The sequence below is a fragment of the Pseudomonas sp. TH07 genome (genome assembly GCF_016651285.1).
Lineage (GTDB): Bacteria > Pseudomonadota > Gammaproteobacteria > Pseudomonadales > Pseudomonadaceae > Aquipseudomonas.
Map to the genome: position 1 here is coordinate 5,095,403 of NZ_JAEKED010000001.1, position 25,233 is coordinate 5,120,635.

Sequence of the window (25,233 nt, forward strand, 5' to 3'; positions counted from 1 at the left end):
TGCAGCGTTCACGATGTAGGGCTTTGTTGCCCTGGGCGATTCCAGATCACGCCGGCAGCTGCCAAGTGTCGTAACTCATCAGTCGAGAGGTTGATCCACTGGCTCAGAATTTCTTCGGTGTGCTGTCCAAGCCTTGGCGGCTCGCGACGATAGTCGGCAGGTGTCTCGGAGAGCTTGCCAGGATAGGCCAGGGTGGGGATGTCTACGTTATCGTCTCGCACGAAATGGTGGACCGATTTTCTTGCTTCGATAAACGGGTCGGCAAAGACCTGGTCGAGGGTGTTGACGGGGCCTGCCGGAACCTTGGCAGCGACCAGTTGCGCTATCAGTTGGTGACTGCTCCATGTTCCTACGATCTCTTCAAGTTCGGCTTCCAGTGCATCACGGTGAATGACGCGTCCTGAGTTCTCCATGAATCGCTCGTCAAGCGCGAGGTCGGGGCGCCCCAGCACCTGGACCAGTGCTTTAAACTGGTGGTCGTTGCCCACTGCGATGATCAGGTCGCCATCCAGGCTTTCGAACGTGCGATACGGAACCACTGTCGGGTGCGCATTACCCATGCGCCCCGGCACTGTGGCGCCCACCAGCCAGCTCATGGCCTGATTGGCGAGCATGGCAATCTGGGTATCGAGCAGCGAACAGTCGATGTGCTGGCCGATGCCGGTTTTCTCTGCGTGACGCAGGGCGATCAGCACCGAGACGTTGGCGTAGATACCGGTAGTCAGGTCGGTGATGGCGACCCCGACCTTGGTGGGAGCGGCATCCCGATCGCCGGTGATACTCATGAGGCCGCCCATGCCCTGGGCGATGAAGTCATAACCGCCGCGGTCTGCGTACGGGCCGTCCTGGCCGAAGCCGGTGATGGAGCAATAGACCAATTTAGGGTTGATGGCTCGCAGGCTCTCGTAGTCGAGCTGGTATTTTTTCAGCCCGCCGACCCGGAAATTTTCAACCAGAATATCGGCCTGTGCCGCAAGGCGCCGGATCAGGTCGGCGCCTGCCGGGTCAGCGATATCGATCGCCGCGGAGCGCTTGTTCCTGTTGCAGCCAAGGTAATAGGCGCTTTCACCTGGCCCGCCCTCGCTGTCCTCGGGAAGGAATGGAGGTCCCCACCTGCGGGTGTCATCACCCACCCCGACCATTTCAATCTTGGCCACGTCGGCGCCGAAATCTCCCAATATCTGCGTGCACCACGGGCCTGCCAGTACGCGGGAGAGGTCCAGTACACGCACGCCCTCCAAGGGGCGCTTGCTGGTGTTCGTGTTCATTTGTCAGTCATTCCTCATCTCTAGAAAAAACAGGCCTCCGTCGTTGTCGGCGGTGTGAGTCGTGTTGTGGATGTCGAAGCTACTTCAAGTTGATTTTGTTTTCAATATGGAGAATGCTATTCAGCATGATGACTAAAACAAGGTGTTTCAGTTCTATAGATAATCAGAAGTAGGCCGTGATTTCCGTGGGCTGTTAAGGCTGTATGTCGACTTATCCTTATTGTTTGTAGGATTTTTCGTTGCTTTTAAGCTGCGTCGTGCAGAACAAGATGGCCAGGGATAGAGGGTTTCGCGGTTTGCTAAATTTCCGATTGCTGATTGAGGTTCAGAATGGTGATTTTAGAAGGCAAGGTGATTGTGGTGACGGGCGCCGGTGGCGGTATCGGGCGGGCCATGGCGCTGGAGATGGCGCGCGCCGGTGCGGCGGTGGTCATAAACGACGTCGGCGTGTCACTGGGAGGCGAGGGCGGTTCCTCCTCGCCGGCTGAGGAATCCCTGAAACTGATCGAGGCCGAAGGCGGGCGCGCAGTCATCAATACCGACAGCGTTGCCGAGTGGAGTGGCGCGCAACACATCATCGCCTGCGCGCTGGACAGCTTCGGTCGGATCGACGGCGTGGTGAACAACGCGGGGATTATTCGTGACGTGATTTTTCACAAAATGAGCCCGCAAGACTGGTTGTCGGTGATCCAGGTTCACCTCAACGGCAGTTTCTTCGTCAGCCGTGCGGCGGCCGAGCACTTTCGCCAGCAGGAAAGTGGCGCCTTCGTGCACATGGTCAGCGCCTCCGGGCTGATCGGCAACGTCGGCCAGGCCAACTATTCGGCGGCCAAGCTGGGCATTGTCGCGCTCTCCAAATCCATCGCCCTCGACATGCAGCGCTTCAACGTGCGTTCCAACTGCATCGCCCCATTTGCCTGGAGCCGCATGACCAGCGCTATTGCGCAAACGAGCCCGCAGGAGACGGCGCGGGTTGAGCGCCTCAAGCAGATGACCCCGGAAAAGAACACGCCACTCGCCGCGTACTTGCTGTCCGATCGGGCCAAGGATGTGAACGGGCAGGTGTTCACCGTACGTCGCAACGAAGTGATGCTGATGAGCCAGAGCCGCCCGCTGCGCTCGGTGCAACAGAGCGAAGGTTGGAGCCCGCTGAGCATCGCCGAACATGCCATGCCGGCGTTGGCCGATGGCTTCACGCCCTTGCAGGTGAGCGCCGATGTGTTCTGTTGGGATCCGGTCTGACCGCTCAGTCAGCAGCCACTCAATAAGGAGATAGAGCCATGAGCTTCAAGGGTCCGCAACAACGCTGCCTTGCCCGCTTACCGGAGGCTTGGCGATGAGCACTCAGCAACCTGAGGCAATCCAGGCCTGGCTGGGGCGCCGCGAAGTGTGCGAGGCGCTGCTCACCGAGCAGATGCTCGAGGCCTATCGTGCCACCCTGGGTCCGCATCTTTGGCAAACCGAAAGTCATGCGCCGCCGGGTTTGCACTGGTGCCTTGCTCCGTCCACGGCACAGGCCGGCATGGATGAGCTGGGGATTGATGGGCATCCGCAACGTGGCGGTTTTTTACCGCCGGTGCCTCTGCCTCGGCGAATGTGGGCGGGGGGTGAAGTGCACACCCTGGCACCGTTGCCACTTGGCCAGCGTATCCAGCGGGTGTCGACCATTGCCGATATCCGCTTCAAGACCGGGCGCAGCGGACAGTTGTGTTTCGTCACGGTCGAACATGAGTTGTCCTGCGCTGGAAGGTTGGCCATTCGCGAGCGCCAGGACATCGTCTATCGAGGCGCCGCGACCTGTACTGCGGGCCCAGCCGAGGCAGCACCGCCGCGACGGGGCCAGCGGCAATGCTGGGTACAGACGCCGCCAACGCTGCTGCTGCGTTACAGCGCACTGACCTTCAATGCCCACCGCATCCACTACGACTTGCCCTACGCCACCGGTGAAGAGGGTTACCCCGGGCTGGTGGTCCATGGGCCGCTGCAGGCCAGCGTGCTCTTCAACCTGATGGCCTGCCATGCCGGGCGGGTGCCGCAACGCTTTGCCTACCGTGGTCTAGCCCCCTTGATTGGCGGACGGGCATTTCGTGCTGCGGTGGATTGGCAGCAGCAGGGAGCCAGCCTTGAGGGGTGGACCCAGGATGCGGATAACCAGGTGAACATGGAGGCCAGTGCGACATGTTAAGCAGCTCTTTTCGGGCGCCGATTGCGGCCTTGTTTGTGCCGGGCGATCGCCCCGAGCGGTTTGCCAAGGCTGCCGCCAGTGGGGCCGATGCCGTCGTTCTGGATCTGGAAGACGGCGTGGCGCCGGCTGCACGCGACGTAGCTCGGCGCTCCGTGGCTCTGCATGGGATTCAATCGGTGCCGGTCATTATTCGGATCAATGCCGCCGCCAGCGAGGCCTTCGAAGGCGATCTCATCGCGCTGCGCGCTGCGCGTTTTGATGGGCTGATGCTGGCCAAGGCCGAAACGGCCGCCGATATCCAGCGCGTGCACGATCTGCTGGGGTACCAGGTGCCGGTGATTGCACTCGTCGAAACCGCCAACGCCTTTATTGACCTTGCCGGCCTGCTTCAGGCCCCGGGTGTGGTTCAAGCCGCCCTGGGTGCGCTGGATCTTGCCCTGGACCTGGGCTGCCAGCCGAGCTGGGGGGCGCTGGCCTACTGCCGCGGGGTGCTGGTATTGCAGTCGCGGCTGGCAGGCTTGCCGCCGCCGTTGGACGGTATTGCCACACGTTTTGACGACCCGGAGGCGGTGCACCACGAGGCATTGATGGCCGCCGGCCTTGGCTTTGGCGGCAAGCTGGCGATTCACCCGCGCCAGGTGTTGCCGATCAAGCAGGCGTTCGTGCCGGATGACCAAGCGATTGCCTGGGCGCGCGCTGCGCTGAAGGCCTGTGACAGCGGCGCCGCGGTGCAGCTTGATGGCGAGATGATCGACCGGCCGCTGATCGAGCGCGCACGACGCATTCTTGCCCGAGCGATCAACACCGGGGACTGCGCAGTATGAACGCCTGGTTCGGCGCTGCCCGGAAAGCCGCTTCCAAGCCCACGGTCGAGTGCGCCTGTTCAAGCGTCCTGAACGGGGGGGCGTCTCCTGCTGTGCGGCCCCTCGAAATCATTTCTCTACAAAGTGAGTGAGCACTATGCGTGAAGCAGTTATTTGTGAGCCGATGCGTACTGCGGTAGGTCGCTATGGCGGCATCTTTCGTGACGTTCCCGCTGTCGAGCTGGCAGCACAACTGATCGGTGAGTTGGTCAAGCGCACCGGACTACCTCCCGAGGTGATTGACGACGTTATCCTTGGCCAGTGCTACCCCAACGGCGAAGCCCCCGCTATTGGGCGGGTCGCGGCGCTGGACGCCGGGCTGGGGGTTCGAGTCCCTGGTTTGCAACTGGATCGGCGCTGTGGTTCCGGCCTGCAAGCGGTGATTGATGCCGCAATGCGAGTGCAGACCGGGGCTTGTGATCTGGTCATTGCTGGCGGTGCGGAAAGCATGAGCCAGGCTGAACACTACGTGCTGGGCAATCGCTGGGGCTTGCGTGGGGATTCCAGCCCATTGTGGGACCGCATTGCACGGGGGCGTATCACTTCGGGTGGCAAGCACTACCCGGTGGCGGGCGGCATGCTGGAGACCGCAGAAAACCTTCGTCGTGAATACTCCATCAGTCGGCATGCGCAGGATGAAATGGCGCTGCGCTCTCACCAGCGGGCGATTGCCGCGCAGGCTAATGGCAGTTTTGAGGAGGAGATCGTTCCGGTCGCAGTCAAGACTCGCAACGGGGTGATGCAGGTCAGCGTCGACGAGCATCCACGGGCCGATGTGTCGATTGAAAGCCTGGCTGCACTCAAGGCCGTGCGCCTGGGCGCCGACCCCGAAGCCACGGTGACTGCGGGCAACGCCAGCGGCCAGAACGACGGCGCCGCCGTGTGCATTGTCACAACCCGTGAAAAGGCTGAGGCGCTTGGATTGCGGCCTTTTGGCCGGCTGGTCAACTGGGCGGTGACGGGAGTTGAGCCTGAGCGCATGGGCATCGGCCCGGTGCCGGCCACCGAGTTGGTACTGCGCCGTGCCGGGCTGACGCTCAAGGACATGGACCTGATTGAAATCAACGAAGCGTTCGCCGCGCAAGTCCTGGCATGCACCAGCGCCTTGTCTTTCAACGCGGGCGATTATGAGCGCCTTAACGTCAATGGTTCGGGGATTTCCCTGGGCCATCCGGTTGGGGCTACAGGGACCCGGATTCTGGCGACCATGCTGCGCGAACTGGGGCGGCGTAATGGTCGCTACGGCCTGGAGACTATGTGTATCGGTGGCGGCCAAGGGCTGGCGGCGATCTTTGAGCGGGTGAGTTGAGCGCTGTACGCAAGAGTCAACCCCTCAATAGATTCAGCGGCAGGAGCCAGGTCCCATGTACCCGTTCTTGAAAGGTTTACGTGTCATCGAATGTGCGTCTTTTATCGCCGCGCCTTCCTGTGCCCTGCATTTGCAACAGTTGGGCGCCGAAGTGATTCGCATCGACCCCATCGGCGGCGGCCCCGACTTTAAGCGTTGGCCGGTATCCAGTTCAGGCGCGAGCTTGTATTGGGAGGGCTTGAATAAAGGCAAGCAATCCGTGGCGTTAGACCTGTCACGCGCCGAAGGTCGGCAGTTGGCCATCGACCTGATCACCGCGCCCGGGGCGAATGCGGGAATTTTCGTCACCAACTTCCCGGTGGGCGGTTTTCTTGCCCATGAAGCCTTGTGCAAGCAGCGCGCAGATCTGATTACGGTGCGGGTCATGGGCTGGGGGGACGGTACGTCGGCGGTTGACTACACCGTCAATGCTGCGATTGGCGTGCCCTACATGACGGGCGATGAGGTCAATGCAGAGCGCCCGGTGAACCATGTGCTGCCGGCTTGGGATCTGCTGACGGGGGCCTACGCGGCTTTTGCGACGCTGGCGGCAGAGCGTCAGCGGAACCTGACCGGGCAAGGGCAGGAGGTTCGAATCCCGCTGTCTGACGTGGCCATGGCGGCATTGGGCAATACCGGGCAGATCGCCGAAGCCCTGCACAGTGGCGATCGGGCTCGTCAGGGGAATGCGCTGTTTGGCGCTTTTGGGCGGGACTTCGTTACGGCTGATGACCAATACCTGATGGTGGTTGCCATTACCGCCAAGCAGTGGAAAGGGCTGCTGAACGCTTTGCAGCTCAAACAGCGGATCGAGCAACTGGAAGGTGTCCTTGGCGTTTCTTTTGAGCGTGATGAAGGGCAGCGCTTTATCCATCGCGATGCCTTGTTCCCGATCTTCGAGCGCTGCATTGCCGAGCTCACCCTGGAACAGGTAACGGCCCGCTTTGCTGCCAATGACCTGTGCTGGAGCCCTTATCGCACCTTGGGCGAGGCAATGCAGGTCGACCCGCGCCTAGCGCTTTCTTCGCCGCTCTTTACGCAACTGACCCACCCCAGCGGGCTGACGTATCCAGCCCCCGGGGCGGCCGCGACCTTTGTCGGCACCCCGCGCGATGCTGGTGTGCGGGCGCCTTATCTCGGGGAAAACACCGATCAGGTCCTGGAACAGGTGCTGTCACTGACCTCGGCGCAGATCGCCCAACTGCATGACAGCGGGTTGGTGGCGGGCAGCCGGCATGGGTAGTGGCGGCACCTGGTTGGCAACTTCATGAATGCATTCATTGATTGAGACGGTTATGACAACAACAACTTCTTTTACCGCTCATTTGCAGGGTGCTGCGCAGGCAGCGCAACACTATGGCCACAGCCTCCACGGGGCGGCCCGTGAATTTTTTTGCAGTGACGGCCCGCCAGCTTCGGCTGCGCTCAAGCAGCATCAGCGCCTGCTCCATGGCTTGGCCTGGGTGGCGACAACGGTGGAGGCGATTGTTCGATCTGCCGAGTGGGGCCGGCAATTGGCGGCCAAGGGGCACCTGGGCAAGGTGGATGAAATGGCCCTGGCCGTAGGCATCGCCGAATACCTGGCTCAGCTCTCTGGCGGCATCCCGATGGGGCAGAACGAGATATTTCGCCCTGGGGAGCTGGATCTGGAGCCTGCCGCCCGGCGGCTTGCCGAACACCCGGATGTTCGCGCTCTGCAAGCCGCCGGTGGGGCGGCGGGGCGCTTGGCCCTGGTGCAGGCCTGGCGTGAGGGCGACAGGGTCAGCGAAACCCTGTTCGATCAGGATCTGGACCTGATTCGCGATCAGTTTCGGCGCTTTACCGCCAACGAAATCACCCCCTATGCCCATCAGTGGCACCTCAACGATGAGTTGATCCCCGATGCGTTGATTGCCCAGTTGGCGGAGCTTGGGGTGTTTGGCATCTGCATCCCCGCTGAGTACGGCGGCATGGGGCTGGGCAAGCGAGCGATGTGCATCGTCACCGAGGAGCTCAGTCGCGGCTGGATCGCGGCCGGCTCGCTGGGCACGCGCTCGGAAATTGCCGGGGACCTTATCGACTCGGTCGGCACTGCTGAACAAAAGGCCCGTTGGCTACCGGGGATTGCCTCGGGAGACATCTTGCCAACGGCGGTGTTCACCGAGCCCAACAGTGGTTCCGACCTCGCCTCGCTGCGTACCCGCGCCAGTCGCACAGTCGATGGCGGATGGCGCATTGACGGCAACAAAACCTGGATTACCCACGCCGCCCGCAGCGACTTGATGACCTTGCTGGCGAGGTCCGAACCAGGGGTTGAGGGGCATGCCGGACTGTCGATGTTTTTGGCGGGGAAACCCCGAGGTACTCAAGCCGAACCGTTTCCTGCGGCGGGTATGAGTGGTGGGGAGATCGAGGTCCTGGGGTACCGGGGCATGAAAGAGTACGAAATCGGTTTTGATGGTTTTGCAGTCGACGCTGACGGGCTGCTGGGTGGAGTGCAGGGCCAGGGCTTTCGGCAACTGATGCAAACCTTCGAGGGGGCCCGGATACAGACCGCAGCCCGGGCGGTTGGCGTGGCGTGGCGCGCGTTCGACCTGGCATGGCAATACGCACTCGATCGCCAGCAGTTCGGGGCACCGATTATCGAGTTCCCACGGGTGTCGGACAAGCTCGCGATGATGTTGGCCGAAGTGATCATGGCCCGTCAGCTCACGGTGTTTTCAGCGACCGCCAAGGAGCAGGGCCGGCGCTGTGACATCCAGGCTGGCATGGCCAAGTTGCTGGCTGCCCGGGTGGCGTGGAGCAACGCCGACGCGGGTTTGCAGATCCATGGTGGCAATGGCTATTCGTTGGAATTCGAAATCAGCCGCGTGCTGTGCGATGCCAGGATCCTCAGCATTTTCGAGGGGGCTGCGGAAATTCAGGCCCAGGTCATCGGCCGCGGCCTGTTGACCCAGGAACCTTGAGCATAGGTAGGCGGCAGACGAGTCAAGGGCGGTCAGGCAGTGGCCGATCGAACAATAAAAAGGCACCGAACAGGTCGACAGTTTTCGCAAGGCCGGCTTTCTGGGCCGATGGTGCTCAGCGCAACTGTCGATAAAAGGCGCCTAAAAAGCGAGGTAACCATGACACACCCTATGCACAACCCTCAGGCAGAAATGACAGAAGTGCTGGTCGCGATCGAGGATTCGGCAGAAAAATTTCTCAAGGACCGAGGAGGCCTGGATGTGCTCCGGCAGCACCGCGTATTCGAGCCCCAGGAGCTGCCAAAACAGGAGTTTGGCCGTGATGACTGGCAGCAAATCGTCGCCCTGGGCTGGCCCGCCATGCTGGTGCCCGAGGCACTCGGCGGGCTGGGGCTGGGCCTTGATGCCGCGTCGGCGGTGGCGCGTAAAGTCGGGCGCTGGCTGGCGCCCGAACCGTTCACGGCAGTTGCAGGCGTGGTGGTGACGCTGCTGGCCGGTGCGTCATCCGCCGCTGCTCGTGAACTTCTGGAGTGGGTGTTAAGCGGCGAGCGTATCGTCGGCGTCGCTCTGGATCTGGATGAGCGGCTGAGTGCGTCGTCCATGGCCTGTCGAATCGAAGTTGGGGTGGAGGGTGAGCGTCGCCTGTATGGCGTGGCGCCGTATGTGGTGCCTGTCGACCCGGCCGATGGCTGGCTGATCGTTGCTATGGATGAGCAAGGGGGGCCGATATTGCTGTACGTGGCAGCCGACAATGCAGGCCTTCGGGTCGAGCCGCAGATCGAGGCCGACGGGCGCTGTCGGGCCCGCTTGTGCTTCGACGGTGTTCGCCTGTCGCGGCCGGCGATTGTTGCCCAGGGGCCGGAGGTCGCCGAGCTTCTGGGCCGAGCCGCCTCCATCGGTCGCCTGTTGTACGGCGCGGAGTTGCTGGGCGCTGCCGAGCAGATGCACGAACTGACCCGGGACTACATCTCGCAACGTCACCAGTTTGGCAAACCGATCGGCAGTTTCCAGGTATTGCAGCACCGCTGTGTCGATGTGCTGATTCAGATCGAGCTGGCCCGTGCCAGCCTGCGCCAGGCTGTCGCTTGTGCCACGGATCAGGCGCTGAATATCGCCTCGCTGCAAGCCAATTTGTGCGCCGGCCACGCGGCCATGGAGGCCGGTCAGGCGGCAGTCCACCTCCATGGTGCCATGGGCATGACCGATGAGTGCGACGTAGGGCTTTATTTCAAGCGTGTGTTGGCGCTACTGCCACGTTTCGGGTCGGAGCAGACCCTGAAGCTGCGCTGGTTCGAGCTGACGCGAAATGACAACCACGGGGGCCAGGTGGTCTGCGACTGGAGCGGTGAGTTTCCGAGGCGTGGCGATTGGGATTGTTGGTCAGACGGCGAATTTCGCCGCATGTTGCGCGCTTTTCTCATCAGGCACTATCCAACCCCACTGCGGCATATGCCACGCCGGGTGCATTGGCACGAAATCGGCGATTGGTACCGCTGCCTGTCCCAGCAGGGCTGGATCGCTCCTGCCTGGCCCGAAACCCATGGCGGCATGGGGCTGCCCGCCGCCAAGCTAATCGCCTGGCACGAAGAGTTCGAAGCCTACGGCGTAGCAAGAGCCCCGGACCAGGGGATTTTGATGGTGGGGCCGGTTCTGATGCGGTTCGGAACCGCCGAGCAGCAACAGCGTTTTCTACCGAAAATCTTGAGCGGGGAGAGCATCTGGTGCCAGGGTTATTCCGAACCCAATGCCGGCTCGGACCTTGCCAGCCTGCGCGCTGAAGCGCTGCTTGAGGGCGAGCACTTCATTGTTTCGGGCCAGAAAACCTGGACCACCCTGGCCCAGGATGCCACCCACATTTTCCTGTTGGTGCGCACCGACAAGGCGGCCAAACCGCAGGCGGGTATCAGCTTCCTGCTCTGTGACCTGAACTCGCCGGGTATCAGTGTGCGTCCGATACGTGATCTCGCCGGGCACTGTGAGTTCTGTGAGGTGTTCTTCGACAACGTGCGTGTGCCCCATGAAAACCTGGTAGGGCAGGTGAACCAAGGCTGGACCATTGCCAAGGCTTTGCTCGGGTTCGAGCGCCTGCACTTGGGGAGCCCCAAGCAGTCGCAGCATGCGTTGGGGCATTTGAAGGCGCTGGGGCAGCAGCTTGATTTGATGGGCGACTCTGCCTTTCGTACCCGTTATGCCGAGTTGGCCCTGGATGTGGCGAACCTCACCGCGCTTTACACCCAGTACGCCGACTATGTGAAGCGCGGCGAACCTTTGCCGCCCTCGGTTTCGATACTCAAGATCTGGGCGACTGAGACTTACCAGCGCATCGGCCTGGCCATCGTGCGCAGTGCCGGGTCCCTGGGCGCCTTGGCTGGGGCGACGGCGACGGGGGACGGGCAGCAACACCTGCTGGCCGCGCTCTACAACGGCAGTGCCGCGAAGATCTACGGCGGCTCCAACGAAGTGCAGCGCAACATTCTGGCGCGCACGGTTCTGGAACTACCGAGTTGAGGGGCAAGTGGCGGTCAACCGATTGCTGCTCAATGGCAAGCGGCAGGAACATCAAGCGCGGGTGGCGATGTAGCCACCCGGTTTTAAGGTCAGCGATGGCCGAGGAGTACCGTAAATGATCGACAAAAGTCATATCGGCGCCTTGGTTTCCAGCCACACGCAAGTGGTCGAAGCCGGTCGCCTGCGTTTTTTTGCCAAGGCGACCCAGCAGCAGGATGCGTGTTACAGCGACGAAGCGGCAGCGCTCGACGCGGGTTATCCGCTATTGCCGGTGCCACCGACCTTCCTCTTCTGCCTGGACATGGAAGCCGGGGGCTCAGCCGCCACCCTCAAGCACCTGGGTCTGGATAACGGGCGAATACTGCACGGCGAACAGGGTTTTACCTATCACCGCATGGTCTTCGCCGGTGAATGCCTGAGTTTCGAGACCAGGATCGTCGACATCTATGACAAGAAAGAGGGGACGCTGGAGTTTGTGGTTCGCGAGACCCGTGTCACCGATGCCGCTGGGCATTTGGTCGCGAAAATGCGCAATAGCCTGGTCATATGCCATTGAGGAGCCGTAGGTGAAACTTTCCGAAATCGAAATCGGCCACTGTTTGCCGTCGCTGACTGCCGAACCCATCAGCCGATTGACACTGGCGTTGTATTGCGGCGCCTCTGGCGATCACAACCCGATCCATGTGGATATCGACTACGCCAAGCAGGTCGGGAGGTCCGATGTGTTCGCCCACGGAATGCTGTCCACGGCCTATCTGGGCCATGTGCTGACACGCTGGGTGCCCCAGGAACGTTTGCGTCAGTTCTCGGTGCGGTTCGTGGCGGTGACTCAGGTCGGCGATGCTCTGAGCAGTTCCGGCAAAGTAGTGGAGATAGACATGGCTGCCGGCACCGCACGCTTGGAGATCACCAGCCGAAACCAGGCAGGTGAAATTAAGCTGTCAGGTGAAGCCGTGGTGGCCCTTGATGCGTGAAAGCGCTAGGCGCGCTTGCGCCCGTTGACTGAGGTTCAGTAATCCTTAGAATTCATTCGCCATAAAGAATATTAATTCGAATAGTGAATATGACTTCAGAAAAAGAAAGCAACACCGCGACGGCGAGCGCCCCCGGTCCTAAAGAAGTCGGCGCGGTGGTCAACGCCATTCAAATCCTCCGTCATCTCGCCCAATGCACCGAGCCCAAAGGCGTTGCGGCTATTGCCCGGGCAACGGGTATCAGCCCCAGCAGTGCTTTCAACATCCTGCGCACCCTGACCAATGAACAGTGGGTGTCCTTCAGCGATAGCGGCAAGACCTACAGCCTGGGGTTGGGGCTTTCCGAACTGGCAGTCAGTTTTATCGGTCGCAGCTACGCTGACCTTATCCAGCCAGAGCTTGAACGCCTGAGCCTGAACCACCGCATCATGGTCTTGCTGTGGGAGGTCACCGGCGATAACTACATGCACGCCATCGCCCGTGCCATCCCGGCCGTGGCGCATATCGACGTTAATCTCAAAACCCGTATGCCAGAGCTGTTGGGTGCCAGCGGGCGGTGTATTGCGGGCCTGCGCAATCTGCCCGAAGACGAACTACGCCGCCGTTTCGCCCGCCTGCATTGGGAAAGCCCGCCGAGCTTCGAGAGCTATCTGGACGAAGCTCGTCAAACCGTGCACACCGGTTGGGCCATTGATGATGGCAACTTGTATCGCGGCGTCAGCGTGGTATCCAGTGCCGTGACTGACCACCACAACCAACCGCGTTTCGTGGTTTCCGGTATTGGCATCAGCGCCCAGTACGATCGAACCCAACTGGAGGCTCTGGGCGAGGCGCTAAGCAGCACGTCAGGGTTTATCAGCCGGGCGTTGTTTCCTGGGGAAAAGCGGTAACCGCTCACCGCAGCTTGAGAGGCCTCGCTTGCGAGCCCCAATGCGGGGAGAGAGAGGCTCTCGGAATCTGCAAGGATGAAACAACACTGCCAGGGCCCTTACACGGGCGCCGGCAGTGGGCGAGGGGGTTGGCCGTCAGCGATTAACGTTTTTCTGCAGATGAGCCGGATAACGATCACCCACCACCTTGATCTGCTCCAGCGCCGTGGCGATGGCAGCCAGATCGGGCGGGGTCAGGAGGAGGTCAGCAGCGCCGGTGTTCTCTTCTAGCCGATGCAACCGGGTGGTGCCTGGAATGGGGGCGATCCAGGGCTTCTGTGCCAACAGCCAGGCCAGGGCCACCTGCGCCCGGGTTGCACCTTTACCCTCCGCGATCTGGCCGAGCACCTCGACCAATTGCGCATTGGCCTTGCGGTTCTCCTCGGTGAAGCGCGGCACCACATTGCGGAAGTCGCCCTCCGCGAACCGGGTGTTGGCGTCGATGGCGCCGGTGAGGAAGCCTTTGCCCAGGGGGCTGAATGGAACGAAGCCGATTCCGAGCTCTTCCAGTACCGGCAGGATCTGCTGTTCCGGCTCGCGCCACCACAGCGAGTACTCGCTTTGCAGGGCGGCGACTGGCAGCACGGCGTGGGCGCGGCGGATTGCGTCGGGCCCGGCCTCCGACATTCCGAAGTGCAGGACTTTGCCTGCTTCGACCAATTGCTTCACGACGCCTGCAACTTCCTCAATCGGTACCTGTGGATCGATGCGGTGCTGGTAGAGCAGTTCGATACGGTCGGTTTTGAGGCGCTTCAACGACGCCTCGACCACGGCCTTGATGGTTTCAGGGCTGCTGTCCAGACCATCATCCGGCCGGCCGTTTTTGAAGCCGAACTTGGTGGCAATGACCACCTGATCCCGGATCGGGGCCAAGGCTTCGCCCAGCAGTGCTTCGTTGGTGTAGGGCCCATAGGCCTCTGCGCTGTCAAAGAAGTCGACACCTTTGTCGAAGGCGTCGCGGATCAGGGTAATGGCGGCCTTTTGCTCCAGGGCAGGGCCATAAGCGAAGCTCAGGCCCATGCAGCCCAAGCCGATGGAGGACACTTCCAGGCCGCTTTTGCCGAGCTGACGTTTCTGCATGTTTCTTCTCCTTCGCAAGGATGGGGGGACCGGTACACTTTAGATTCCTGTGCCTTGCTCAACAATTGGCACCACGCTTCATAGGTAGTTGAGGAGTATTCACTAATGATCCGGGCCGGCCTTCCCGAGTTGACCGCTTTTGTCGCCATCGCTGAACAACGCAGCTTCAGCGGCGCGGCCAGGATGCTGGGGGTTTCGGCCTCGGCGCTGAGCCATTCGATGCGTGGCCTGGAATCACGCCTTGAACTGCGCCTGTTCAATCGGACAACCCGCTCGGTTGCCTTGACGGAGGCGGGTGAGCAACTCTTCCTGCGGGTGCAGCCGCTGCTGGGTGAGCTCGAATGCGCCGTCAACGACGTCACCTCGGAGCGCAATACGCCCTCGGGCCTGATTCGCCTGAGCGCATCCGAATCGTCATTCAAGCTGTTGATCCGCCATGTCATGCCCCGGTTTCTCCAGGACAACCCGCAGATCCATATCGAGTGTGTGGCGGATAGCCGCTTGGTCGATATCGTCGCCGATGGGTTCGATGCCGGCATTCGGTTGTTCGACGATGTCCCGCGGGACATGATCGCGGTGCGTTTCGGCCCGGACGTACGATTTGCCGCAGTGGCGTCGCCCGAGTACCTGAGTCGGCACCCGGCGCCCATGGCACCCCATGACCTCAAGGCGCATCGATGCATCCGTTTTCGCTTTGCCAGCGGCACGCTGTTTCGCTGGGGCCTCGATCACCTGGGCCGATCATCCAGCCTCGATGTCGACGGCCCCATGACCATGGACAACATCAACCTGATGACGGACGCGGCGTTGGCGGGTATCGGCATCGCCTGGGTGCCTGAACATCAGGTCGAGGAGCATCTGCAGGCCGGGCGCCTGGTCCACCTGCTGCCTGACTGGGGCCCTTCCTATGCCGGTGCCTGCCTCTACTACCCGGCCAACCGACATCCACCGATGGCCTTGCGGATGTTCGCGGAAGCGGTGCGCGAGTGGGCGCGCCAGCCAGGCTAGAACCGCGGCGGCCGGCCTGTGACGCTACTGGTCAGCGCCGTACCAGTATTGAGCGGTCACACCGCCATCCATCAGGAAGTCGCTGCCGGTAATGAATGTCCCTTCGGGGCCCATCAGCAGCGCCGCGACCGCAGCGACTTCATCGGGCGTACCGCCACGCTTGGCCGCGCAGGATTCGATCATGCGCCGATACCCATCCCCACGCGGGCCCTTGAGTTCATCCCGGGCCAGGGGTGTGAAGATAATGCCCGGGCTGATGGTGTTGACACGTGCACCACGCTTGCCCCAGCGAACGGCTTGCGCCGCCACGCGTAGCGAGTTGCCACGCTTGGAGATCTGGTAGGCATTCAGGGGATCGGTTACCCGCTCGGGTTGCAGCATCGGCAGCGCAAGAAGTGCCTCAGTCGGGCTCAACGCCAGGGCTCGGTTCTGCTCGACGCTGAGCGCCGGCAAGCGGTGGCCTGACTGCGAGGCGATAACGATGGCCGATCCCCCTTTGGCGATGACCTCGCCAAACAGCTCCAGCACCAGGGCGGTGCCATATAAATCGACCTGGAGGATGGTGGCAGGCGCGGCCTGAGACGGGGAAACGCCTGCGGCGTGGATGACGCCGGTGATGTCGCCAATACACATCGCCTGGGCGACGAGTGCCTGGACCGACTCGCGGGATGAGACATCAACCTTGGCTGTCGTAACCTCGAAACCTGCATCGCTCATGACCTTTGCGGCAGCATCTGCAGTTGCTTGCTGCAAGTCTGCCAGCAACACATGTTTGCCAGCGCTGACGCGCCGAGCGATGGCTTGGCCGATCGAGCCGGCTCCGATAACTACAGTGACCTCGGTCATCTTTATGTTCCTGGGCGGGTGTGAGGCCACTTTAGGGTGTGCAGCGCTTGATTATTAGCCTTCCAGCGGTGCGTGGCCTTGTGAGCTCAATTCAGCAGTTACCCCGGTCAGGCCCGGGTATTGGTGAGTCACCCTCATGAGCCTATGCAGCCATGACCTGACTGAATTGCCCCGGGTTTCGTCGACACCTCTTTTTCTTAACCTCGGCTCAAGGAGTTTCTCGTAAAACCCAGTCAGTAAAGAGGTTACGCATTGGCCAACATTGCTTTCTGCCTGGATGTTTGCCGCGCAAAAGCTTTCAGTATCGTTCTAAAGTGCGCACCGTCGCGGTCGATAATTCAGAGTACGCATGGGCTCTATCTCCTCATAACAACACATGCGACGTTCGGCTCTAGCGTTTCCCCTTGCCAAAACTATAAATACCCGCAGGTGAAGTCATGAATATCAAGCAGAAGCTGACCTGGGCGTTCGCGGCTATCGCGTGTGTCCCGGTCATCCTGGTCGCCATTTTGGTAGTGCTGAATCTGCGAGAAGGGGCCCTGGCCAATTTCCTCGACAGCAGCGGTCGCGAGATCCGCCAGATCGACAATGGCATGAAGCAGTTTTTTGACGGCATCAGCCAAAACGTCGACTACGTAGCCAAGGACCCGCGCGTTGTCGCGGCCAAAGATCTCAAGAATTACGCGGGCGCCGAAGCAGCGCAAATTCCGCTCACTCAGACCAACAAAGAGCTGCTGGCGATATTCGACCAGTTCGCCAAAAGCCATCCGAGTACCGCATACCTGTCCCTGGGGCTGAGCGATGGCGGCTACGCCAGCTGGCCGGACGACACCAAACTGAACAACTACGACCCACGCGTACGTCCCTGGTACAAAGCGGCCATCGCCGCGCCAGGCGCCACCGTGCGCACCGGTGCCTACTATTGGGCGCCGGACGATGTGACGCTGATCGGCACCGTGCACACTGTCGCCGACGCCGCCGGGAATATCCTGGGAGTGGTTGGCCTGGACGTGTCGCTCAAACAGCTCACCGAACTGGTGCGCAACATCAAGCTGGGCGACAGCGGCTACCTGATGCTGGTGGAAGCCAACGGCAACGTGCTGGTAGACCCCAGCGACGCCAAGCACAACTTCAAACCCCTGGCCGACCTGGGGCCCAACTATGCCGACCTCGCCAAGCGAGGCGACGGCGTGACTCAGATCGAGATTGATGGCGTGCCCTACATGGCCAACGTGGTCAGCTCCAAAGACCTGGGCTGGCGCTTTATCGGCCTGATCAAGCGTGATGAAGTGCTGGCCGACGCCACCCGCCTGACCTGGTTGATCGCCGCCATTGCGGCGGCCTTGGCGTTGGTGTTCGCGATAGTTGGCGCCAGTTTTGCCAGCGTCATCGTGCGTCCGATTCGCGGCGTGGCCGACGGCCTGCAAGAAATCGCCGAAGGAGAAGGCGACCTGACGCGCCAACTCAAGGTGCAGGGCAAGGACGAAACCGCCAGCCTGGCGGGCTGGTTCAACCAGTTCCTGGGCATGATCGCGCAATTGGTGCAGCGCATCGGCAACGCCTCATCTGACCTGCAGACCGCCGCCGCCGACACCAGCGAAGTGGCCAACAACATGAACCAGGCCGCAGGTCGCCAGCGTGAAGCCGTGGAGCTGGTGAGCACCGCGTTCAATGAAATGGTCGCTACTGCCAACGAAGTCGCGCGTTCGTGCAGTGCCGCCGCGTCGAGTGCCGACGAAGGCTACCGCGACGTACATGACGGCCAGCAGCACATCGGCGAAGCCACCGGCAGCGTGCTCAAGCTCAGCGAAGACCTGCAAAAGTCGACCCAGACCATGCAGTTGCTGGAGCAGGACAGCCAGAACATCAACACCATTCTCGACACCATCCGCTCGATTGCCGAGCAGACCAACCTGCTGGCGCTCAACGCAGCAATTGAAGCGGCGCGCGCCGGAGACCAAGGCCGAGGCTTCGCCGTGGTCGCCGACGAAGTCCGCGCCCTGGCCCGTCGGACAGCCGACTCCACCGGCGAGATCGACAGCTTGCTGGGCAATCTCTCCCGCCGCACCCAGGAAGTCACGCAGCAGATGCAAGGCAGCCTGCAGGTGTCCCACACCAGCGTGGAACGCATCCAGCAGGCACGTGACAGCTTCGACAAGATCCGTGGCTCGGTGGACTCGATCCGCGACCAGAATACCCAGATCGCCACCGCCGCCGAGGAGCAGCACCAGGTGGCCGAAGAGATCAATCGGCATATCGCGCAGATCCATGCCGATGCCCAACTGGTCGAAGGCTTTGCCCAGTCCTCACAGACTGGCTCGGGTCGATTGATAGAAATTTCTGGTCAGCTCAAAGGCCTGGTGGGGCGTTTCAAATACTAGGATCCCAACCCGAATGAAAACGGTGAGCACTCACCGCTTTCACTCGGCCGATCTACGCAGTTTTTATCGCTGAAAGCCTCAGGCCGGTCTATCGAATTGCAGAGAGTCCGGTCGGAGCCATCCTCATCAATAGCTCGCTTGGCCTTAGGCTGGGGGGCATTCTTTGCAAACCATCCAAAGCGTGTCCTCAGATTTGCCTTCGAAAATGGCAATCCACTGGAAGTGGATGGATCTTCATGGTCTAGGAAAAGGCAGAAATGATCACGCAGCCTGCCTGCCTGACTATGCCTAGAGACTCTCAACGTCGCCAAAATAATTTGCCTTGGCTCTAGTTCGGTAGTTTCAGGCCAAAAATACTTGGTCTTACCCCCAGTATTGCTCCCAGTCGCCGCCGGTACACGAGTAGTCGTCCTTCCTGAACCGCGGCGTGTACTCCGTCGCCCAGAAAGGGGTTAGCTGCCGACAACTGACACTCCACAGCTTGGAAATAGCAGCTGTTCGAGTCAGCGCCAACCGCGAGTCTTCCGATCCGGTCTCAATGACAACGTTATTTGCATCAGCGGTCGTGATACGGAAACGGCGCTACGCATGGGGTTTGCAGTTTCTCGCCTTGCAGGTGGCAGATGAGCCCAGAGAGTGTTGTCGACTTGAATGATGTGCTGCATCGGATATTCCTTTGTTGCTGAACGGACGCTGGCTTTATCCTGAAGCGACTTATGGAATCTTGATACCCAACGCATTCAAAGATGGAGTATCCATTCGGCCATTCACGGTCAGACCACTGTCCATCTGAAAGGCCATCAACGCACCACGTGTCGCTTTTCCCATCACCCCATCAATGGCGCCTTGGTAATACTGGCGCACCATCAGTGCGGTCTGCACACGGGTGACCAGGTTGCTTTTCTGCTCATTGGTCGCGCGGCTCTTTGAAGTGCTCGAACTTGTCCCGCTGGTAGTGCCAGACGACTGATAAAGGCTGTTGCTGCTTGGGGTGCTGCTCGAAGCACTCGGCGCGCTGTAGCTTCGGGTGCTGGTAGCGGGTGGGCTGTAGTAGCGAGGTGCGCTATAGCCACCCGAGCCGCTGTAGTGAGAACTGTGCGAACTGTGGGACCGGTGAGAACTGTGCGAGCGATGTGCCGCATAGATGTTGACGGTGTCTGGCGCATTGAGCGTATCGGCAAATACTGGGGGCTGTAGCTTGTCGTTGGGTTGCCAGTTCGCATCGGCGAGCGACAGATGGCCCGCCTGTGCCAGGGTGGTACCTGCCATTGGCAGCAGGCTGATCCCACTGATCAGGACTTTCCAGCGGTCGAGCAATTTCACTGTGCACTCCTTGCATAGGCGCTAAAGGCCTCGGTCGATAGTAGTTGTACGCCGCGGCTCTGCCAGCGGTCGGAGTGGGATTTGAAAAAGCCAGAGCAATGTTTGACGGCAGCGCATTGCTGGCAGGTATCGATGAACAGGTTCTTCCAGTCCGAGATGCTCTGGCGGGCGAAACGCGAGAGGTGGGCCGGGATCAGGCACAGGGGCAAGTTGTAGATCGAAACCGGCACTCCGCGGTTGAACAGGAAATACACTGCCTGGCTCAACGACTCCTGATAGTCCAGCGGGTCAATCCACAGTTCTTCATAGTTCTTCCTGGCCAGGCCGGTACTTTCGATACCCATCAGAGCAACGTGCCGCACGAAGGGCAGGTTCCTGAACACGTAGTGGGCGAGCTCCGGCAAGCGTGGCGTGGTCAGGCGACTGAGCACCACGCGTATCTCGATGATCTGGTTGGCGCGCGCCAGGTTGTAAAGACCTTGCAGGGTTTCGCTAAACGCGCCGGGAGCCTGCACCACATGGTCATGGTCTTCGGCATTGTCGGCATACAGCGGGATGCCCCAGCTCAACTGAGGGTGACCGATGGCAGAGAGCGCAGCGATCCAGCTCGGGTCTTGGAACAGACGCCCGTTACTGAGCACATGGATGGATTTTTGCGGCAAAACGGCTTTGCTCTTGGCCAGGATTTCGAGCAGGCCGTCGCGATAAAGCGTTGGCTCTCCGCCGCTGATTCCTAGATTTTCTTCGCCCGGGTCCATCAGGTCGATTAGCCGTAGGTTCTCCTCGATGTGCCAACGGTCATCGATATCTCTGGGCGGCTGCGAGCACATCAAACAGAGGCTGTTGCAACGATCGGTCATGAACAGCAGGTTGCTGTCTGAGCCTCGTCGATAGAGCACTCGCACCATCGCGTTGCCTGGTGTGATGGCAATGACATCGCCGGGCTGCACGACATCCGCATCTTTGGGGGTGTGCAAGTGTGGCCGCATGCTGTCGAAGTCGCCGATCAATGGTTCCGGGATCAGGAATCCACCCACTGGTAAAGAGAGCAGATGCGGGCTCCGTAGCCGTTCTTCGTTTGGCAGCCAAAGCAGCAGGTCACCGAACTCAGCGCTTCCGGCACAAACAGCCAGGCCTTGTTCGATGAACTCATCCAGAGTGATGACCTTGAGCAGTTTCGGCTCATTCAGGTGATGGATTTCGAAGTGGGTATCTTTGCGCAGCATCGCCATCAGCCCCTGTAACCCGGGAACCGGACGTCGTTGTAAGAGCGCCTGTTCAACCAAGACAGCAGCACCCTCTGCACGTTGTCGTCACCATCGCAAAGCAGGCCGAAAAGATGCTTCAGCAGCCCCATGTTCTTCTTGCAGAAGCTGCTGAACACTCGGTGTCCGATCGGGTCACCTTGGCGGGCATAGTGTTCGACGGGGTCAGCACCGCAGTACGGGACAAGTGCGCAGTCGGAGCAGCCCGGCAGCGCCTCTGCTATACCGCTGGCGAGCAACGCATTCATAACGGGCGATGCGAGTAATTCAGACAAGGGTTGGTGTACGGTGCCGAGCCTCAAGCCGTCTTCACCCATCTCCAGCAACATTCGGGCTTCGTCCGATGGATAGACGTAACCGTCATAGTTGTAAACCAGCGCCGCAGTGCCTGCGCCTGCAGGGGAGCGCAGGTCGACATAGCCGGAGGAGAAGGGTGTCAGGATATTCTTCAGCAACAGGCTCGTATAACTCTCTGAGAGGTATATGCCCTGTTGGTTGATATGCAGCAAATAGGCCAGTGCCTTCTTGTAGAAGGCCAGGTATCGCTCAATAGGATAATCAAGTCGATGGGCACTCTTGGTGGCAAACCCATAAGGGCTCAGAGGCCGAAGCGAGATGCTGGAGAAGCCCTGGCTTACATACTCATCGATGATCGCTTCAGGTTGTTCGAGGCTTCTTGAGGTCAGTGTGGTCAGCGCGGAAACTGCATCATGGCCAAGGCGCTCACGGACCCACTGGATGCCTTTTACAGTGCGTTCGTAGGAGTCTCGTGAAGGGGTAGGGCGGTTAGCGTTGTGCAAGGGCGCCGGCCCATCGAGCGAGGTCGAAAACTGAATGCGATTTTGTTCTGCGAAGTCGAGTATTTCCTCCGTCAGGTGGTGCAGCGTGGTGGTTATGACGAACTGGATATCCCGTTGTTCGACCACGTTCCGTTCAACGACCCATTCGACAATCTGGCGGACGCGCTCGAAGGCCAGAAGTGGCTCTCCACCCTGAAACTCCACAGTCAGGGCGGGGGCGTTCGATTCGAACAGGCGATCGACCGCCGCCTGTGCATCCGCTTCCGACAGGTCATGGCCGGATCCTCCCAAAGGGGCCCGCGACACCTGGCAGTACTGGCAGGTGTGGTTGCAGCGCAATGTAACCACGAACAAGTGCAGTGCCGGGCCCTGGAACAGGAAGTCCTTTCGGCTGCGATACTGCGCGGCCATTTCCGGGAACGGGTCGTGGCGGCCTGGTTCGTATATGAAGTGGCGGGCCAGCAAGTCCTTGTAAAAAGGCGTACTTGCTTGAACGTCGAAGTAACTGAGGGCTCGTAATTGCGCGTCGTTCACGTGCATGTACTCACCGGTATCGGAGGTGAGCAGGATGTCACGGTCATGTCCCGTGTTCATGCGCATGAATCGAAAAGGCAGCAAGCGGTAGTGTTTGGCGTCTGTCGCAATCAGTGTCACTGGGGAATCCCACACCCAGTGAGCGCGGCTCGGGCCAGGACTTCGCGCAACCCTGCTGTTTCGCGGTTGATATGGTCGCGTAGGGCGAAGTCGTTCAGATGCTGAAGGATCAGCGAGTGAGCCGGCTCCGGGGAAAGCGTTAGCCTTGCTTCAGCGGGGTAGGCTGTGAGGCTTATCTGATTGGATTCAATACCGACCTGGATCGTGACAGTGTCGGCCAGGGAATAAGCGGCACGTTGCACCACGCTGAGCGGGTAGGCTGCGCTGTCGAGTTTCAGCGTGACTGGCCATGTCATCGGAACCGGTCCTTCAAATCCGTTGGGAACGTGTGGATTTTGCGGGTTGCCTAGGCATTATGCCATCATAATTTTTTACATTTGCGCGCATTTGCCCAGCGTGGTGGGTGGTGCGCTCACTACGGCTCGGCCCTCGATACGGATTAGGGTCGAGGGTTCATATCTCCCTCAGTCCACCCATCCCTCATCAATAGTCCGCTTGGCCTTAGGCTGGGGGGCATTCTTTGCAAACCATCCAAAGCGTGTCCTCAGATTTGCCTCCGGGTGTGGCAATCCACTGGAAGTGGATGGAGCTTCATGGTTTGTGGAAAGGCAGAAATGATCAGCCGAACAGCCTGCCAGACTACGTCTAAAGACTCTCAGGATCGCCGAAAAACATCTGAATCCGCGACCGCAACCAACGCTCTCCCGGGTCGTTGTCCTGGGAGCCGCGCCAGGCCATGTGCAGTTCGAAGTCGCGTACCGGCAGCGGTGGGTCTTCGGCGCGCACGCCGCCAGCGGCGGTCAGGGCTTCGGCGGTGTAATCCGGAACAGTGGCCAGGATATCGGTGCCCGCCAGCAGGGTGCTCAAGCCGTTGAACTGCGGTACGGCCAGCACCACATGGCGCTTGCGTCCGAGTTTTTCCAACTCTTCATCGATAAAACCGCTGAGATCGCCGGCGAACGAGACCAGGGCATGGGGACGGGCGCAGAAGTCATCCAGGCTCAAGGCGCCGGGTACGGTGTCGGCGCGCAGCAATTTGGGCAGGCTGCGGCGCAATACCTTGCGCTTGGCGTTGGCCGGCAGGTCGGTGGTGTAGCTGACGCCAATCGAGATTTCGCCCGAGGCCAGCAACGCCGGCATCAGCAGGTAGTTGGCGCGGCGTACCACCAGCACGATTCCGGGAGCTTCGGCGCGCAGGCGCTTGAGCAGCATGGGCAGCAGCGCGAACTCGACATCGTCCGACAGACCGATGCGAAACACGGCGGTGCTGGTGGCCGGGTCGAATTCGGCGGCGCGGCTGACCGCGGTCGAAATCGAATCCAGGGCCGGCGAGAGCAGGGCGAAGATTTCCACCGCCCGCGCCGAAGGCTCCATGCTGCGGCCGGTGCGTACAAACAGGGGGTCGTCGAACAGACTGCGCAGGCGCGACAACGCCGCGCTGATGGCGGGCTGGCCGAGGAACAATTTCTCGGCGGCACGGGTCACACTGCGTTCATGCATCAATGTTTCGAACACGATCAACAGGTTCAGGTCGACACGACGCAGGTCATTACGATTCATCTGGAGTCCTGGCAGAGTCAGCAAACTTGACGAGAGCGGCCATATAAGAACAATGGCCGGCGTGAATCTTACGGGGAAAGGCTGCTACTCTGCACCGGCTAATTCAGTTTCCTGCCAGGCAAGTTCGCTCTGGCACGCGGTTTATAAGGGTTGCCGGAGCTGCGGAATCAATGACAGGCATGTCGACTATTAATAGCCACTGATGGTCTTGCTGTAAAAGCCCAGATAAAGTTCAGGGCATTAGAGGTTACTTTGACGAGGTTTGCGATGTCCCGCACGATCCGTTTTCACAAGTTTGGCTCGGCCGAGGTGCTCAAATGCGAAGAGCATGCGGCCGCTTTGCCTGCGCCAGGCGAAGTGCAGGTGCGCGTCGAGGCGATTGGCATCAGTTGGTATGACATTCTCTGGCGCCAGAACCTGGCCTCATCCCATGCTCGTCTGCCTTCAGGCCTGGGGCATGAGATGGCCGGTGTGGTCACCGCAGTCGGTGATGGCGTCGACGACCTGGCAGTGGGTGACAAAGTCGCCAGTTTCCCTGCCGAAAGCCCCAATGATTACCCGGTATACGGCGAGCAGATCGTATTGCCGCGTTCGGCCCTGACCCGTTATCCGGACATTCTCAGCCCGATCGAGGCCAGCGTGCATTACACGCCGCTGCTGATTGCCTATTTCGCCTACGCCGATCTGGCCCGAGTCAAACCCGGGCAGTTCGCCTTGGTTACCGATGCCAGCCATTGCGCCGGCCCATCCTTTGTCCAGCTGGGCAAAGCCCTTGGAGTGCGGGTGATTGCCGCGACCAAGACCGCGGAAGAGCGCGAGTATCTGCTGTCCCTGGGCGCCGAGAAAGTGATCGTCACCGAGGAACAGGACCTGCTGATGCAGATCAACAAGTTCACTGACGGCCGTGGCGTGGACGTGGTGTTCGATGGCTTGGGTGGCCCGCAGATGTCACTGCTGGGCGATGTCCTGGCGCCGCGTGGCAGCCTGGTCCTGTATGGCCTGCAGGGCGGTAACCAGACGCCATTCCCGGCCTGCGCGGCGTTCCAGAAGAACATCCAGTTCTTTGTGCACTGCATCGGCAACTTCACCGGCAAGCCGGAGCTGGGTATCGTCCAGGACCAGGTGGCACTGCAACGAGCGTTGCGTGACATCAACCAGCTGACCGCGGACCGAGTGCTGCTGCCGCTGAAGACCCGGGTGTTCCCGTTCAATGAGTTTGTCGAGGCGCACCGTTACATGGATGAGTGTCCATGCCGCGAACGGGTTGCGCTGCAGGTCGAATCGGCCTGATCCCCA

The 25,233-nt window shown here is 60.6% G+C and carries 20 protein-coding genes and 2 pseudogenes; 14 read left to right on the plus strand and 8 right to left on the minus strand.

All coding sequences use genetic code 11. The features are described from left to right. Positions 1-8 precede the first annotated feature (8 nt). Positions 9-1,268, minus strand: coding sequence for a CaiB/BaiF CoA transferase family protein (locus JFU57_RS23275; RefSeq protein WP_201130903.1), 1,260 nt, complete (start codon positions 1,266-1,268; stop codon positions 9-11). 330 nt (positions 1,269-1,598) lie between these two features. Between JFU57_RS23275 and JFU57_RS23280 the strand changes: the two genes are divergently transcribed. The 10 genes from JFU57_RS23280 to JFU57_RS23325 all read left to right on the plus strand — a co-directional run bounded on the left by JFU57_RS23280 (position 1,599) and on the right by JFU57_RS23325 (position 12,981). Next, entirely contained in the window at positions 1,599-2,510 is a 912-nt protein-coding gene (locus JFU57_RS23280; protein WP_201130904.1) for an SDR family NAD(P)-dependent oxidoreductase, read from the plus strand. 94 nt (positions 2,511-2,604) lie between these two features. Beyond that, positions 2,605-3,453 (plus strand): FAS1-like dehydratase domain-containing protein, encoded by an 849-nt coding sequence (locus JFU57_RS23285; protein WP_201130905.1) that lies wholly within the window; start codon positions 2,605-2,607, stop codon positions 3,451-3,453. Next, the gene (locus JFU57_RS23290) at positions 3,447-4,277 is read left to right on the plus strand and encodes an HpcH/HpaI aldolase/citrate lyase family protein (protein ID WP_201130906.1); all 831 of its coding nucleotides are present in this window, start codon (positions 3,447-3,449) and stop codon (positions 4,275-4,277) included. The genes JFU57_RS23285 and JFU57_RS23290 overlap by 7 nt, the downstream gene beginning before the upstream one ends. A gap of 136 nt (positions 4,278-4,413) precedes the next feature. After that, positions 4,414-5,625, plus strand: a complete 1,212-nt coding sequence (locus JFU57_RS23295; RefSeq protein WP_201130907.1) for an acetyl-CoA C-acetyltransferase — start codon at positions 4,414-4,416, stop codon at positions 5,623-5,625. A gap of 55 nt (positions 5,626-5,680) precedes the next feature. After that, the gene (locus JFU57_RS23300; RefSeq protein ID WP_201130908.1) at positions 5,681-6,907 is read left to right on the plus strand and encodes a CoA transferase; all 1,227 of its coding nucleotides are present in this window, start codon (positions 5,681-5,683) and stop codon (positions 6,905-6,907) included. Between the two features lie 52 nt (positions 6,908-6,959). Continuing rightward, on the plus strand, positions 6,960-8,609 hold the full coding sequence (locus JFU57_RS23305) for an acyl-CoA dehydrogenase family protein (protein WP_242487508.1): 1,650 nt from the start codon (positions 6,960-6,962) through the stop codon (positions 8,607-8,609). A gap of 39 nt (positions 8,610-8,648) precedes the next feature. After that, positions 8,649-11,117, plus strand: coding sequence for an acyl-CoA dehydrogenase family protein (locus tag JFU57_RS33510; RefSeq protein WP_201130909.1), 2,469 nt, complete (start codon positions 8,649-8,651; stop codon positions 11,115-11,117). Positions 11,118-11,232: 115 nt separating this feature from the next. Further along, complete coding sequence (locus tag JFU57_RS23315) at positions 11,233-11,673, plus strand: MaoC family dehydratase N-terminal domain-containing protein (protein WP_201130910.1); 441 nt, start codon at positions 11,233-11,235, stop codon at positions 11,671-11,673. Positions 11,674-11,683: 10 nt separating this feature from the next. Then, on the plus strand, positions 11,684-12,091 hold the full coding sequence (locus tag JFU57_RS23320) for a MaoC/PaaZ C-terminal domain-containing protein (protein ID WP_201130911.1): 408 nt from the start codon (positions 11,684-11,686) through the stop codon (positions 12,089-12,091). 89 nt (positions 12,092-12,180) lie between these two features. After that, positions 12,181-12,981 carry an IclR family transcriptional regulator gene (locus JFU57_RS23325; protein WP_201130912.1) on the plus strand — a complete coding sequence of 267 codons (801 nt, stop codon included), beginning with the start codon at positions 12,181-12,183 and terminating at the stop codon, positions 12,979-12,981. A 135-nt stretch (positions 12,982-13,116) separates the two neighbouring features. Here JFU57_RS23325 and JFU57_RS23330 read toward each other — a convergent pair whose 3' ends face one another. Continuing rightward, complete coding sequence (locus JFU57_RS23330) at positions 13,117-14,100, minus strand: aldo/keto reductase (RefSeq protein ID WP_201130913.1); 984 nt, start codon at positions 14,098-14,100, stop codon at positions 13,117-13,119. A gap of 105 nt (positions 14,101-14,205) precedes the next feature. Here JFU57_RS23330 and JFU57_RS23335 point away from each other — a divergent pair, with 105 nt between their 5' ends. After that, positions 14,206-15,108, plus strand: coding sequence for a LysR family transcriptional regulator (locus JFU57_RS23335; protein WP_201130914.1), 903 nt, complete (start codon positions 14,206-14,208; stop codon positions 15,106-15,108). A 24-nt stretch (positions 15,109-15,132) separates the two neighbouring features. Here the strand turns inward: JFU57_RS23335 and JFU57_RS23340 are convergent, their stop codons facing one another. Next, positions 15,133-15,954 (minus strand): SDR family oxidoreductase, encoded by an 822-nt coding sequence (locus tag JFU57_RS23340; protein WP_201130915.1) that lies wholly within the window; start codon positions 15,952-15,954, stop codon positions 15,133-15,135. 593 nt (positions 15,955-16,547) lie between these two features. Here JFU57_RS23340 and JFU57_RS33700 point away from each other — a divergent pair. Together JFU57_RS33700 and JFU57_RS33705 are read left to right on the plus strand one after the other, a co-directional pair. After that, a pseudogene (locus tag JFU57_RS33700) lies at positions 16,548-17,474 on the plus strand (cache domain-containing protein); the annotation flags it as partial. A 345-nt stretch (positions 17,475-17,819) separates the two neighbouring features. Then, positions 17,820-18,335 (plus strand): annotated as a pseudogene (locus JFU57_RS33705) (methyl-accepting chemotaxis protein); the annotation flags it as partial. A gap of 714 nt (positions 18,336-19,049) precedes the next feature. Here the strand turns inward: JFU57_RS33705 and hxsA are convergent. The 5 genes from hxsA to JFU57_RS23370 all read right to left on the minus strand — a co-directional run bounded on the left by hxsA (position 19,050) and on the right by JFU57_RS23370 (position 23,937). Beyond that, positions 19,050-19,658 (minus strand): His-Xaa-Ser repeat protein HxsA, encoded by a 609-nt coding sequence (gene hxsA / locus JFU57_RS23350; protein WP_201130917.1) that lies wholly within the window; start codon positions 19,656-19,658, stop codon positions 19,050-19,052. Beyond that, entirely contained in the window at positions 19,655-20,890 is a 1,236-nt protein-coding gene (gene hxsC / locus JFU57_RS23355) for a His-Xaa-Ser system radical SAM maturase HxsC (RefSeq protein ID WP_201132179.1), read from the minus strand. The genes hxsA and hxsC overlap by 4 nt, the downstream gene beginning before the upstream one ends. Further along, positions 20,890-22,377, minus strand: a complete 1,488-nt coding sequence (hxsB, locus tag JFU57_RS23360; RefSeq protein ID WP_201130918.1) for a His-Xaa-Ser system radical SAM maturase HxsB — start codon at positions 22,375-22,377, stop codon at positions 20,890-20,892. Before hxsB ends, hxsC begins: the two co-directional genes overlap by 1 nt. Beyond that, positions 22,374-22,673 (minus strand): His-Xaa-Ser system protein HxsD, encoded by a 300-nt coding sequence (gene hxsD, locus JFU57_RS23365; RefSeq protein ID WP_201130919.1) that lies wholly within the window; start codon positions 22,671-22,673, stop codon positions 22,374-22,376. Before hxsD ends, hxsB begins: the two co-directional genes overlap by 4 nt. A 349-nt stretch (positions 22,674-23,022) precedes the next feature. Beyond that, on the minus strand, positions 23,023-23,937 hold the full coding sequence (locus tag JFU57_RS23370; protein WP_242487507.1) for a LysR family transcriptional regulator: 915 nt from the start codon (positions 23,935-23,937) through the stop codon (positions 23,023-23,025). A 267-nt stretch (positions 23,938-24,204) separates the two neighbouring features. On the opposite strand from JFU57_RS23370, the gene JFU57_RS23375 reads away from it, so the two are divergent. Next, positions 24,205-25,227 carry a zinc-dependent alcohol dehydrogenase family protein gene (locus JFU57_RS23375; protein WP_078473448.1) on the plus strand — a complete coding sequence of 341 codons (1,023 nt, stop codon included), beginning with the start codon at positions 24,205-24,207 and terminating at the stop codon, positions 25,225-25,227. Positions 25,228-25,233 lie beyond the last annotated feature (6 nt).